General features: G+C 41.1%; 13 protein-coding genes. 4 read left to right on the top strand and 9 right to left on the bottom strand.

What is annotated here, in order from left to right:
* Nucleotides 1-95 precede the first annotated feature (95 nt).
* Both BSO02S_RS00350 and BSO02S_RS00345 read left to right on the top strand, forming a co-directional pair.
* Complete coding sequence (locus tag BSO02S_RS00350) at nt 96-431, top strand: PadR family transcriptional regulator (protein WP_066060717.1); 336 nt, start codon at nt 96-98, stop codon at nt 429-431.
* Nucleotides 424-1,089 carry a DUF1129 family protein gene (locus BSO02S_RS00345; RefSeq protein WP_066060715.1) on the top strand — a complete coding sequence of 222 codons (666 nt, stop codon included), beginning with the start codon at nt 424-426 and terminating at the stop codon, nt 1,087-1,089. Before BSO02S_RS00350 ends, BSO02S_RS00345 begins: the two co-directional genes overlap by 8 nt.
* Nucleotides 1,090-1,162: 73 nt before the next feature.
* On the opposite strand, the gene BSO02S_RS00340 is transcribed toward BSO02S_RS00345, so the two are convergent.
* From BSO02S_RS00340 to BSO02S_RS00305, 8 genes are all read right to left on the bottom strand, one after another.
* Complete coding sequence (locus tag BSO02S_RS00340) at nt 1,163-2,458, bottom strand: dihydrolipoamide acetyltransferase family protein (RefSeq protein ID WP_066060713.1); 1,296 nt, start codon at nt 2,456-2,458, stop codon at nt 1,163-1,165.
* A 140-nt stretch (nt 2,459-2,598) separates the two neighbouring features.
* Entirely contained in the window at nt 2,599-3,582 is a 984-nt protein-coding gene (locus BSO02S_RS00335; RefSeq protein WP_066060711.1) for an alpha-ketoacid dehydrogenase subunit beta, read from the bottom strand.
* A gap of 12 nt (nt 3,583-3,594) precedes the next feature.
* Nucleotides 3,595-4,587 carry a thiamine pyrophosphate-dependent dehydrogenase E1 component subunit alpha gene (locus BSO02S_RS00330; protein WP_066060709.1) on the bottom strand — a complete coding sequence of 331 codons (993 nt, stop codon included), beginning with the start codon at nt 4,585-4,587 and terminating at the stop codon, nt 3,595-3,597.
* Nucleotides 4,588-4,627: 40 nt separating this feature from the next.
* The gene (gene lpdA / locus BSO02S_RS00325; protein WP_066060770.1) at nt 4,628-6,049 is read right to left on the bottom strand and encodes a dihydrolipoyl dehydrogenase; all 1,422 of its coding nucleotides are present in this window, start codon (nt 6,047-6,049) and stop codon (nt 4,628-4,630) included.
* A 22-nt stretch (nt 6,050-6,071) separates the two neighbouring features.
* Nucleotides 6,072-7,175 carry a butyrate kinase gene (gene buk, locus BSO02S_RS00320; protein WP_066060707.1) on the bottom strand — a complete coding sequence of 368 codons (1,104 nt, stop codon included), beginning with the start codon at nt 7,173-7,175 and terminating at the stop codon, nt 6,072-6,074.
* Nucleotides 7,176-7,266: 91 nt separating this feature from the next.
* Nucleotides 7,267-8,370, bottom strand: coding sequence for a branched-chain amino acid dehydrogenase (bcd, locus tag BSO02S_RS00315; RefSeq protein ID WP_066060705.1), 1,104 nt, complete (start codon nt 8,368-8,370; stop codon nt 7,267-7,269).
* Nucleotides 8,371-8,399: 29 nt separating this feature from the next.
* Complete coding sequence (gene yqiS / locus BSO02S_RS00310) at nt 8,400-9,305, bottom strand: phosphate butyryltransferase (protein ID WP_066060702.1); 906 nt, start codon at nt 9,303-9,305, stop codon at nt 8,400-8,402.
* 131 nt (nt 9,306-9,436) lie between these two features.
* A complete protein-coding gene (locus BSO02S_RS00305) occupies nt 9,437-11,509 on the bottom strand; it encodes a sigma-54 interaction domain-containing protein (protein ID WP_066060699.1) in 2,073 nt (690 codons plus the stop codon).
* A 187-nt stretch (nt 11,510-11,696) separates the two neighbouring features.
* Between BSO02S_RS00305 and BSO02S_RS00300 the strand changes: the two genes are divergently transcribed.
* Complete coding sequence (locus tag BSO02S_RS00300) at nt 11,697-11,930, top strand: DUF2627 domain-containing protein (protein WP_066060697.1); 234 nt, start codon at nt 11,697-11,699, stop codon at nt 11,928-11,930.
* Between the two features lie 14 nt (nt 11,931-11,944).
* Here BSO02S_RS00300 and BSO02S_RS00295 read toward each other — a convergent pair whose 3' ends face one another.
* Nucleotides 11,945-12,673: a glycerophosphodiester phosphodiesterase gene (locus BSO02S_RS00295; RefSeq protein ID WP_066060695.1), complete on the bottom strand. Its 729-nt coding sequence runs from the start codon at nt 12,671-12,673 to the stop codon at nt 11,945-11,947.
* Between the two features lie 37 nt (nt 12,674-12,710).
* Here BSO02S_RS00295 and BSO02S_RS25995 point away from each other — a divergent pair, with 37 nt between their 5' ends.
* On the top strand, nt 12,711-12,851 hold the full coding sequence (locus BSO02S_RS25995; protein WP_084374836.1) for a YycC family protein: 141 nt from the start codon (nt 12,711-12,713) through the stop codon (nt 12,849-12,851).
* The last annotated feature ends 6 nt before the right edge of the window (nt 12,852-12,857 follow it).

The following is a 12,857-nucleotide window of genomic DNA, read 5'->3' as shown; positions in this document are numbered from 1 at the left end:
AATTTATTCTTAAATTAACTACTTTGCATAACAAGGTAGTTACTTATTACCTTCCTACCTTGTTATACAATATACCGAATGAAAGGATGGCATTCATGTCGTTACGAAGCCAATTGTTAAAAGGAATATTAGATGGCTGTGTACTTTCCGTGATTGAAAAAGAGCCAATTTACGGCTATGAACTGTCAAAAAAGCTTCAAGAGGCAGGGCTTCAAGATGTAAGTGAAGGGACAATTTATCCTGTTTTGCTGAGGCTGCAAAAAAATGGTCTAATTCGCGGTGAAATGCAGCCTTCGGTTTCGGGGCCAAATCGAAAGTATTATTTTTTAACCGAGACAGGGCGTGAAGCACTTGCTGCTATTGCACAGGAGTGGGAACAAGTAGTTTTACCAGTAAGTGTATTATTAAAAAGGGGGAACAGGAATGATTGAGGCTAAGCAATTGATTGAAATAAATAATCGGAAGAGGTCAGAATTAACGCCTGAAAATGAAAAATATTATTCCGATTTTCTGATTTATATTCGGCTCCAGCTTTACATTTCCGAACAGCAATCGGAAGAAATATTGATGGAGATATTAGATCATCTTATTGAGGGACAAAATGAAGGGAAAAACGCATCGTCTATTTTTGGCGATAATCCGAAAGAATTCGCGGACGAAATCATTCAACAAATTCCAAAGGAACAAAAGAAAAACATAATTGGTTTTATTTCTTCTATTGCTTTTAATTTATTGGGCTTACTTTTAATAATACGGGGAATGATATTTTTCATTGTTTCTTTCTTTAAAGAAGTTGATTCTTTAGTTTACCTGCTTCCCTCCGTAGTGATGTTTTTTGTTATTGTTTGTTTTAGTCTTATAGCTGTTTGGGGGATATTCACAATTATTAAAGGTTCTGTTTTTAAAGAAAAACAGAGGAATTTGAAGGATACATTCCTGTGTGGAACTTTGGCAGCGGTTTGCACGGGCATCATCATAGGACTTAGTTATCTTATGCCAAACTTTGGCCCATCGTTCCCTTTCACATGGTATGCTTCAGTGATTTCAGGAGCTATAGTTTGGGGAGTATCGAAGTTTTTAAAGAGATAAGCGGCTTGATTCCATCATTACAGTTACCAATTTACTAAAAAACAACCGCTGCATCAGATGCAGCGGTTGTTTTTTAGTAAATTGAAGTTGTTGACTTTGATGTATTTTCAAGAATTTCTTTCACACGTTGTAAGAAACGGCCGCAAACGAGTCCGTCTAATACTCTGTGATCAAGTGACATACACAAGTTTACCATGTCACGAACAGCAATCATGCCATTATTCATAACAACTGGACGTTTGACAATGGACTCCACTTGCAGAATCGCTGCTTGTGGGTAATTGATGATCCCCATTGATTGAACAGAACCGAAAGAACCCGTATTGTTCACGGTAAAGGTTCCACCCTGCATATCTTCTGAGCGCAGTTTTCCAGTTCTCACCTTTACGGCAAGCTCGGAAATTTCACGGGCAATTCCTTTAATTGTTTTCTCATCCGCCTGTTTAATAACAGGAACATATAGAGCCTCGTCAGTGGCAACTGCAATCGAAATATTGATGTCTTTCTTTTGGATGATTTTCTCACCGGCCCACATCGAATTGATTTGCGGGAATTCTTTTAATGCCTGGGCGACGGCTTTAACAAAGAAGGCGAAGAACGTTAAATTAAAGCCTTCTTTTTTCTTAAACTCGTCTTTAAGAGCATTACGATAGTCCACTAAATTCGTTGCATCGACTTCTATCATCGTCCATGCGTGTGGTGCCTCGTGCTTGCTGCGCAACATATTGGCGGCAATCGCTTTACGAATGCCTGTAACCGGAATCTCAATGTCGCCAGCATCAACTGGGATATTTACAACTGGTGCCGCTGGTGCTGGAGTAGAAACTGGCGGTGCAGCTTCTTGTTTGGCTCCCGGCACAGTCACTGGCTGTGTCGGTGCTTCTACTTTTTGTCCTGCTACCGGAATAGTTCCCGACTCAATTAATTTCAGCAAATCTTTTCTCGTAATTCGTCCACCCGCTCCGGTGCCTGACACCTGTGTTAAATCAATGCCATTTTCTTGGGATATTTTTAAAACAGCAGGAGAGTAACGGGCTTTGTTTCCTTGGTCTACCTGGGTTCCTGATTCTGCGTCAATTGTTACTGCAGGGGTTTTCTCGGCTTTTACAGTTTCTTGACTCCCGCCGCCCTCTATTTCAATCGTACATATTATTTCCCCGACGGCTAAAGTGTCGCCTTCTGCAGCAATCAGTTCTTTAATTACACCCGTAAAGGAAGAAGGAACTTCTGCATTTACTTTATCTGTCATTACTTCAGTAAGGGGATCGTATTTATTTACTTTATCACCAACAGATACTAACCACTTACTGATCGTGCCTTCGGTTACGCTCTCCCCTAACTGAGGCATTTTTATTTGTTCAATTGCCACTATTCCAAACCTCCTATTGTCCAGCTCCGGCGCCTAGCTCCTCGAGTCGCTTCGGTCCCGCCATTGAAGTCAAAGAACGACTTCAATGGCAGGCCCGCAAGCAGCTGTCAGGGCTGACCAAGGCGCCTCTGCTTTTCGTTTCAATACTCAGCTAGCTCGCGCATTGCTTTTTCAACTTTATCAGGATTTACCATAAAGAATTTCTCCATCGTGGGTGCATACGGCATTGCCGGTACATCCGGTCCAGCCAGCCGCTTAATAGGTGCATCTAATTCAAACAAGCAATTTTCAGCAATAATTGCTGCGACTTCACCAATTATACTGCCTTCTTTTGTATCCTCGGTAACAAGTAAAACCTTACCTGTTTTTGATGCCGCTTCAATGATGGCTTCTTTATCAAGTGGATAGACGGTTCGCAAATCGAGAATATGTGCGGAGATTCCATCCTTCGCCAATTTCTCAGCTGCTTGGAGGGCAAAATGAACACAAAGTCCATATGTTATGACGGTAATATCTTCTCCTTTACGCTTCACATCTGCTTTTCCAATTGGCAATGTGTAATCATCCGTCGGAACTTCTCCCTTAATTAAACGATAGGCCCGTTTATGTTCGAAAAATAACACCGGATCATTATCTCGAATTGCCGCTTTTAATAATCCTTTAGCATCGTATGGAGTGGATGGCATCACGATTTTCAATCCAGGCTGATTGGCAAAGATCGCTTCAACCGATTGGGAATGATAGAGTGCACCGTGAACTCCACCTCCGTAAGGAGCACGAATAACCATCGGACAGCTCCAGTCGTTATTGGAGCGATATCGAATTTTAGCAGCTTCCGAAATAATTTGATTGACTGCGGGCATAATGAAATCAGCAAATTGCATTTCAGCAATCGGTCGCATCCCGTACATGGCAGCGCCAATTCCAACCCCAGCTATCGCTGATTCAGCAAGTGGTGTATCTATGACGCGTTCTTCTCCAAATTGTTCATACAAGCCCTGTGTCGCTTTAAACACACCGCCCTTTAACCCGACATCTTCACCAAGAACAAAAACCTTTGGATCTCTTTCCATTTCTTCACGTATCGCCATTGTTATCGAATCAATATATGAAATGATTGCCACGTTACATCCCCCTTACTCCGCATATACATATTTCATCGCTTCTTCTGGTGCAGCATACGGAGCATTTTCAGCATAATCGGTAGCTTCATTCACCAGCTTCATCACACGGTCATTAATTTCCTTTTCCAATTCATCCTTCATGACGCCCGTTTCCTTTAGATAGGCACCGAAGGTAATGATTGGATCTTGCGTTTTCGCTTTCGCCACTTCATCTGGTGCACGATAAGAACGGTCGTCATCATCAGAGGAGTGCGGTGTCAGGCGGTAGGAGACTGTTTCGACCAATGTAGGACCTTCGCCGCGGCGTCCGCGGGCTGCAGCCTCTTTTACTGCCTTGTATACTTCCAATGGGTCGTTTCCATCAACGGTAACTCCCGGCATACCATAACCAATCGCACGGTCAGATACCTTTTCACATGCTAGTTGTTTTTCAATTGGCACAGAGATCGCGTATTTATTATTTTCACACATGAAAATCACAGGAAGTTTATGTACACCGGCAAAGTTTGCGCCTTCATGGAAATCACCTTGGTTTGAAGAACCTTCTCCAAAGGTAACAAAGGTAACAAGGTTTTTTCTTTCCATTTTTCCGGCAAGAGCAATGCCTACTGCATGTGGTACTTGAGTTGTAACTGGAGAAGATCCAGTCACAATCCGATTTTTCTTTTGCCCAAAGTGTCCTGGCATTTGCCTCCCGCCCGAATTCGGATCTTCCGCCTTCGCAAAACCCGAAAGCATTAGTTCTTTTGCTGTCATTCCAAATGTTAACACCACACCCATGTCACGGTAGTATGGAAGCACATAATCCTTTTCCGTATCAAGTGCAAAAGCTGCTCCTACCTGGGCTGCTTCCTGACCTTGACAGGAAATAACGAAAGGAATTTTACCTGCCCGGTTCAATAGCCACATCCGCTCATCAATCCGGCGGGCCAATAGCATAGTTTCATACATTTCCAATACTTTTTCATCACTTAAATCTAATGCATGATGACGATTTTCAGCCATTTATTTCTTACCTCCCGTTTTGTTCGCTTAAAATATTTACTTAATTATGAATCGCTTTCCCATCGACGGCAAGTGCCGCTTCGCCAATTGCCTCTGATAAGGTTGGGTGGGGATGAATCGTATGCGCAATTTCCCATGCTGTCGCATCTAAAACCATCGCAAGCCCGGCCTCTGTAATCATATCCGTTACGTGTGGACCAATCATATGCACCCCTAGAATATCATTGGTCGCTTCATCAGAAATAATTTTCACGAATCCATCTGATTCTCCGAAAACAAGTGCCTTCCCAATAGCCCGGAAGGAAAACTTACCTACCTTCACCTTATGGCCCTTTTCTTTCGCCTGATCTTCTGTTATCCCCACGCTTGAAACCTCAGGGTTACTATAAATACACCTAGAAACAAGATTGTAATCAAATGGTGAAGGATCTTTCCCTGCGATATGCTCCACAGCAACAATCCCTTCATGCGAGGCAACATGGGCCAATTGTAATCCGCCAATCACATCGCCAATCGCGTAAATATGGGATTCCTTGGTTTGGAAAAATTCATTTGTTACAATAAAACCTTTTTCTACTTGTATTTCGGTATTATCAAGCCCAATTCCTTCTACATTCGCTTGACGTCCAACCGAAACAAGAAGTTTTTCAGCTTTAAATTCTTTAAGTGTGCCTTTAACTTCAGCAGAAATAGTAACCCCATTGTCCTTAACTAGCGTTTCCGGAAGCACTTTTGCACTTGTTACGAGCTTAATTCCCTTTTTCTTCATTAAGCGCTGCATTTCCTTTGAAATTTCCTTATCCTCTGTAGGAATGATACGGTCCGCATACTCGATCACCGTTACCTCTACCCCGAAATCAGACAGCATCGATGCCCATTCTATTCCAATTACACCCCCGCCGACAATGATAATTGAACCAGGCAGCGTTTCAAGCTGTAAGGCTTCATCGGAAGACATAACAAATTCCCCGTCAATCTCAAGGTCAGGAAGTGTTCTTGGTCTTGAGCCCGTAGCCACTATTACATTTTTTGGAAGAAGCATTTCGTTTTCAGAGCCATTGTTCATTTCAACTGAAATCGTCCCCGGCATTGGCGAAAAAATGGATGGTCCCAAGATTCGGCCTAACCCCTCATAGACGTCAATTTTACCTTGTTTCATTAAATGCTCGACGCCTTTATGAAGTTGGTCAATAATTTTATTTTTTCTTGCCTGAACCTTACCAAAATCGACTGACACATCACTAGTGATGATCCCAAAGTCTTCACTGTGTTTGGTTGTTGCATAAACCTCTGCACTTCTTAGCAGAGCCTTACTAGGGATACAGCCCTGATGCAGGCATGTTCCACCAAGTTTTCCTTTTTCAACGATGGCTGTTTTTAAGCCAAGCTGTGAGGCGCGAATGGCCGCCACATAGCCGCCGGTTCCTCCGCCAAGAATAACTAAATCATATTCTAGTGCCACTGAAATTTCCTCCCCGTGTTCCTTAAATTTTTGCCGTCTCAAAATTCCCTGGATACACCTTTACTTCCTCATCACCCCGTAAAACACGAAGGGCCCCCTCTGCCAGCGCCTGAAGTTCGTTTTCACCAGGCTGGACAATTACATCGGCTATCCAATTGACCCTATCAGTAATTGATTTCACAAAGCCTTTACCATAGGCCAATCCACCGGTCAATATGATGGCATCCACTTTACCTGAAAGGACAGCACTCGCGGACCCAATTTCTTTTGCCACTTGATAGGCCATCGCATCATAAACAAGTTTTGCTTCTGAATCCCCTGCCTCAATTCTTTGTTCCACCTGAACCGCATCATTGGTTCCAAGGTAACCAACTAGGCCTCCTTGACCGACAAGCTTCTTCATGATTTCTTCCCGAAAGTATTCACCTGAATAACAAAGTGAAATTAAATCACCCGCAGGAACCGTTCCAGCACGTTCCGGGCTGAATGGCCCATCACCATGGAGACCATTGTTTACATCGACGACCTTCCCTTGTTTATGGACACCAACGGTAATTCCACCGCCCATATGAGTAACAATTAGATTTAAGTCGTTGTATTTTTTCCCTAATTCCTTTGCCACTCTTCTAGCTACGGCTTTTTGATTTAACGCATGAAAGATACTCTTTCTTTCAATTAAGGAAAATCCGGAAATTCTTGCAATTGGTTCAAGCTCATCAACGACAACGGGATCAACAATAAAAGAAGGAATATTAAGTCCTGAAGCGATTTCACAGGCGATGATGCCGCCAAGATTGGATGCGTGCTGCCCAAAATTACTTGACCGTAAATCTTTTAGCATCGGCTCGTTAACCGCATATGTTCCACCCTGAATGGGGTGCAGGAGTCCTCCACGGCCGCATACAGCAGAAAATTTGGAAATATTAATTCCTTCATTATCCAGTGTTTCCAAAATCGTTTTCTTCCTAAATTCATATTGATCAATGATACTGGGAAAAGCATTTACTTCCTCTGCATCATGGCGAATGTTTTTTTCAAGTATGGAAATATCATTATCGAAGACTCCAATCTTGGTGGATGTTGAGCCCGGGTTGATGATGAGAATCCGATATTCTTTATCTTGCAACGTATTTGACCTCCAATAAACAAAAACATCTAATTAAAGGCAAACACGCTGAATCTTCATTCAGCGCCCTGCCGTGATTTAAAAATCTTCCCTATCTTGAAATCCGGTGACTAAGAATATGGTGGCCATTTTGTAAGAATTGGCTTCTTGAATTACGAATTCTATCAATTCTCTCCTCTGCCATACGATCTGCTGCTACGTATGTTGGAATGCCATCACGCTTGGAAATTTCGATTACTTTTTCAATTGTTGCATAAAGTTGTTCAACCTTTTTCATTGCCCGTTCTTGGTTGTATCCATAAAGTTCATCGGCAACATTGATTACGCCGCCAGCATTAATCACATAATCCGGAGCATAGACAATACCCATTTCATGGATGGTATCCCCATGACGCGTATCTTTTAATTGATTGTTCGCAGAACCTGCAATAACTCTAGCTTTAAGCTGTGGAATGGTATCGTCATTGATGGTTGCTCCAAGAGCACATGGAGCATAGATGTCACATTCCACACCATAGATTTCATCAGGGTCTACAGCACGAGCGCCAAATGCTTCTACCGCACGATTAACAGCCTCTTTATTAATATCAGTTACAATCAGCTGCGCGCCTTCCTTATGCAAATATTCACAAAGAGTATAGGCAACATTTCCAACGCCCTGAATAGCGACTACCCTTCCTTCAAGTGAATCGGATCCAAAGGCCTCTTTCGCTGCAGCCTTCATGCCCCTGTACACACCGTAAGCTGTTACTGGAGAAGGATTCCCTGATGATCCAAATGCAGGAGAAATTCCAGTCACGTAATCTGTCTCTTCGTGAATTAAATCCATGTCAGCAACTGTTGTACCCACATCTTCTGCTGTTATATATCTGCCATTTAGCCCTTGGATGTAACGGCCAAAAGCACGGAACATTGCCTCATTCTTATCTTTTCGCGGATCACCAATGATAACTGTTTTCCCGCCGCCTAGATTTAAACCAGCTGCTGCATTCTTATATGTCATTCCTTTAGCCAAACGAAGGGCATCTTCAATTGCTGCTTCCTCTGAAGCATATGTCCACATCCGGGTACCACCTAAAGCAGGTCCAAGTGTCGTATCATGAATAGCAATAATTGCTTTTAAACCTGATTGTTTATCCTGGCAGAATACCACTTGCTCATAATCATACTTCTCTAAATACTTGAAAATTTCCATGTTTCTATTCCTCCTCGAGTTATAAAAATCTATTTAGCAGCACAGCATAACGCCAGTGCGAGAGAATAAAGTTTACTTTCTGCGGAATCTGCCCTTGAAGTTAGTACAATCGGAACTTTAGCTCCGGCAATCACTGCACCAACCTTGGCTTTCGCAAAGTAAATTAATGATTTATATAATACATTTCCAACCTCAATTGTCGGAACCAATAAAATATCGGCTTTTCCGGCCACATCGCTGGTAATTCCTTTGTGTTCTGCAGCAAGCACCGAAACGGCATTATCTAAGCCAAGCGGGCCATCAACGATACAACCGGATATTTGTCCTCGCTTATTCATCACGGTTAAAGCAGCTGCATCCATGGTAGCCTGCATAACAGGATTCACTACTTCGACGGCAGCAATCGGGGCCACTTTAGGCATGTCAATCCCAATCGACCTTGCAATGGAAGCTGCATTTTTAATGATTTGTGCTTTATGTTCCAAATCAGGAGCAATATTCATAGCTGCATCCGTTACAATCGTAAAACGGTTAAAACCTGGAACTTCAAACACAGCAATATGTGATAAAACATTTCCTGTTCTAAGTCCATATTCCTTATTCAAGACAGCTTTTAGAATAATATTTGTTGGAATATTACCTTTCATCAAAACATTTGCTTGTTTGTTAAAAACAGCCTTTACAGCTAATTCAGCGGCATTTTCGTTAGAATTGGCATGAACAATTCTCAGCTGCCTATTGCCCGACGTTGGGCGGTTTTTCATTCCAATCATAGTATTAATCTTTTCTTTATCACCAAACAGGATAAAATCAGCAAGATTCCGGTCCGAAGCGTCCAATACCGCTTCAATAACCTCAAAATCCTCCGCCGCAGCAACTGCTACGGTATTTGTGGTTACTTGGGTTGCTTTTTCAATCAGTGATTCAAGCAACAAGTTGTCATCAACCCTTCCTCCTATTACTACAACATCACTAAAGTAATATGCAAGTATTGTGCCAAATCTCTACCCATGAAAACGCTTTATAACACTCTTTTTTAAATGCAATTTTCTTCATACTGTGAAATTTATTGCATGCTATTTTTTTCAAGATTATATTTTTCAAGCTTGTAATATAAATTCCTAACTGACAAACCTAGTGCTTTAGCCGTCATTGTCTTGTTACCATTTAAGCGAAATAGCGTCTGTTGAATAATCTTCCCCTCATATTCATCCATCATCTCTGATAAAGTGCGGTCTAACCCAAATGAATCGTTGCTATATAAAGCGGGTTCCGTTCCTATTTTTTTATTTTTCAATTCAGGTAAATGATGAACATCAATGAAGGTCTCATAATAATTCATGAAAATGATAGCCCTGCCTAGAATATTTTCTAATTCACGCACGTTCCCCGGCCAGTCATATCCCATTAACTGCAGTAAGGCAGCTTTTGTGATACCTTCTACATTTCGTCCATAATCACGGCTTATTTTTTGTATGATCCGCTCACATAACGGAGGAATTTCTTCTTTCCGATTTCGGAGTGGCGGGATTTGGATTGGCATACGATTTAAACGATAATATAAGTCTTCCCTAAAGGAGTTCTTAGCAATACCCTTTTCTAAATTGACATTGGTTGCAGCAATGATTCTAACATTAATAATAACTGGCTTTGTCCCGCCTACACGCATGATCTCCTTCTCCTGCAGTACCCTCAGCAACTTGGCCTGGGTGTTCACTGAAAGTTCACCAATTTCATCAAGGAAAATGCTCCCGTTATTTGCTTCCTCGAAAAGACCAATTTTTCCGCCTCTTATTGCACCAGAAAAAGCACCTTCTTCGTAGCCAAATAATTCGCTTTCTAACAATGTTTCGGAAATTGCTGCACAATTGACACGGATAAATTTGTTATATTTCCGGTCGCTTGCATTATGTATCGCATGGGCAAATAATTCCTTCCCTGTCCCTGATTCACCACGAAGGAGGACGGTTGCAGGTGTTTTTGCACCCAGCTTTGCCTGATCAATCGCAAGCATCATTTCATCAGATTGACCGATGATGTCCTCAAACGTGTATTTTGCTTCAAGCTTTCGAATGAGTTGCCTAGCACGGTTCAATTCCCGATTTAATGATTTAATTTCTGACACATCATGAACAACCCCAACACTACCCTTTAATTTCCCTTTCACGATAATCGGCGCCACATTGACAATGACTTCCCGTTTATTCGGTCCCACCCGCATCGGTACTCCGCGAACGGCTCTTCTAGTTTGCAGCACTTTCATGTGCATACTTTCACCTTCAGAAATATCTGCTGTTGCGGGCTGGCCAATAACCTGTTCTTGTGTAAGACCGGTAATACGGGAATATGCGGGATTAATAAGAATTCCCCGGCCATTCTCATCGACAACAGAAATTGCATCATCACTGGAATGGATAATCGCTTGCAGCATCGTTTGAATTTCCCTTAAATCTGTAAGCTCCTCAGCAAGGTTAACTACTTCAGTAATATCTTTAAAAACAGCAAACGCACCAATTATGGTCCCATTCTCTTCAATAATCGGAATACGGGTCGTTATGATTTTTCTATCATTACTTAAAACCATTTCTTGATTTGCTTCAATTCTCCTTGACTTCAGAATGTGTGGAAGTCTAGTGGTTGGAATAACCTCCATGACAAATTTTCCAATTGCTTGTTCTTTCCTGACACCCATTATATCCTGCGCCCGTTTATTGAACAAAATGACTTTGCCCTGATTATCAATCACAACCATTCCGTCATTTGCTGCGTCAAAGATAAGTTCCTGCTGATAGGATTCATTTTGATGTTTAACGATTAGTTCTTCTTTTTCTTCCATTAACTTAGAAACCAGAAAGGCGACACTTCCAGGAATCAACACGGTTTTTTTCTTTTTGCTATTTCGTAATTCTTGAAAAACATTTTCATTCCCTGTTACTTCGATAATAATATCGATGTTTTCCTTTAGAAAAGGCAGCCAGCTAGTTCCTGTTTTAATCCCTTCTTCCTGAGCTATTAAAATACCTGGGGCATCTAAGTTTCGATCAATAACAGCATGAACTTTTAACACTTCAGATTCTGTTAATATTTTCAAAATCGCTGTTCCGCCTTTACCGGCACCTACAATCATAACGTTTTGCACTTTTTCCGCCCCTTTAAAGAAATTTTTTTCATTCTAAACCAGGGATAATATGCAATATTTTTCAATACCTATTTTATAACCAAACATCGTTCTTGACAAATTTATTCTATGTACTACTATTTTCATGAGATATAATTGAGATATAATTGCCATTAGATTAAAATTTAGAAATTGGAAGGATTTATTTATGAAGCGGATTATTGCCCTCATCATAGTAGTGATTCCAGGCGCCTTGGCTGCTTTCGGAATTAAGTTAATGCGTGATATGACCTTCGGGATTTATCAATCGCCATTCCCTTATTTATGGCTTCAATTTCTTGTAGGATTGCTCCTGTTTGTTGGTGGACTTGGATTTGTTGCTGGTTTTATCCTTCACCGGGATCGAAAAAGAAGTAAAGTTCAAAATAGGTTTAAAAGATAAGAAAAAAGAGGCCGCTATGGTCTCTTTTCAAATTGCTTTCTTAGTCTCAAGGCCTTAACAGGATCATCTGTGATTAATGCTGTGCAATTTATGTTAAATAACCGCAGCATGTCTTCATCCTTGTTTACAGTATACGGTCGAACAGCAATCCCATTTTCCATTGTATTTTTGATAATTTTATCAGATACGGCGGAATGTTTGGGGTGGATCCCTTTTGCTTTAATCGATTGTGAATAAATCCATGGCATATAAATTCCTTCAATAAAAAGAGGCGCCGTTTCAATTTCTGGTGCGATCCGGTAGCAATAAACAATACTATAGTGATTAAAAGAAGAAATAATAATTCTATCCATCAAACCATGTTTTTGTACTAGTTGAATGACCTTATCTTCCATTCCTTCATAAGGAATTAATCCATTCTTCAGTTCAATATTACACATTAACTTATTTGTTTTAAGCCATTCAAATACCTCTGCTAAAGCCGGAATCGGCTCCTTTTTGAGGCCCTTTTTGTTGGCGTTCAGTTTTCTAAGCTCTTTATATAAAAAATCTTTGACAAACCCGGTTCCACTCGTAGTTCGATCGACTTTTTCATCGTGGATAACAACTAATTCACCGTCTTTTGTTAATTGAACATCGAGTTCTAATCCGTCTGCTCCAGCCTTTCCAGCTCCAACAAAGGATCCCATCGTATTTTCGGCAAAAGAGGCGGAATAGCCGCGGTGTGCAAAAATCTGAGTCATTTTTTCACTTCCCAACTTTAAAATGGAGGAATTTCAAATGAAACCTTTACAATTATCACCAGAAACTGCCCTTAAACTTTCACAAAAATTAAATGTTCCACTAGAACAGCTTATGCATATGCCTCAACATATTCTCATTCAAAAACTAATGGAATTCGAAAAGGAAAAAGAAAGTTAACATAAG

The sequence above is a fragment of the Neobacillus soli NBRC 102451 genome, from assembly GCF_001591665.1.
GTDB lineage: Bacteria > Bacillota > Bacilli > Bacillales > Cytobacillaceae > Neobacillus > Neobacillus soli.
The sequence above is the reverse complement of the archived record's forward strand: the minus strand, read 5'-3'. Positions and strand labels throughout refer to the sequence as shown.

Coding starts and splice junctions, on each gene's coding strand:
- BSO02S_RS00350 (WP_066060717.1), top strand. CDS start 96: ATGTCGTTACGAAGCCAATTGTTAAAAGGAATATTAGATGGCTGTGTA.
- BSO02S_RS00345 (WP_066060715.1), top strand. CDS start 424: ATGATTGAGGCTAAGCAATTGATTGAAATAAATAATCGGAAGAGGTCA.
- BSO02S_RS00330 (WP_066060709.1), bottom strand. CDS start 4,587: ATGGCTGAAAATCGTCATCATGCATTAGATTTAAGTGATGAAAAAGTA.
- bcd (WP_066060705.1), bottom strand. CDS start 8,370: ATGGAAATTTTCAAGTATTTAGAGAAGTATGATTATGAGCAAGTGGTA.
- BSO02S_RS00300 (WP_066060697.1), top strand. CDS start 11,697: ATGAAGCGGATTATTGCCCTCATCATAGTAGTGATTCCAGGCGCCTTG.
- BSO02S_RS00295 (WP_066060695.1), bottom strand. CDS start 12,673: ATGACTCAGATTTTTGCACACCGCGGCTATTCCGCCTCTTTTGCCGAA.
- BSO02S_RS25995 (WP_084374836.1), top strand. CDS start 12,711: ATGAAACCTTTACAATTATCACCAGAAACTGCCCTTAAACTTTCACAA.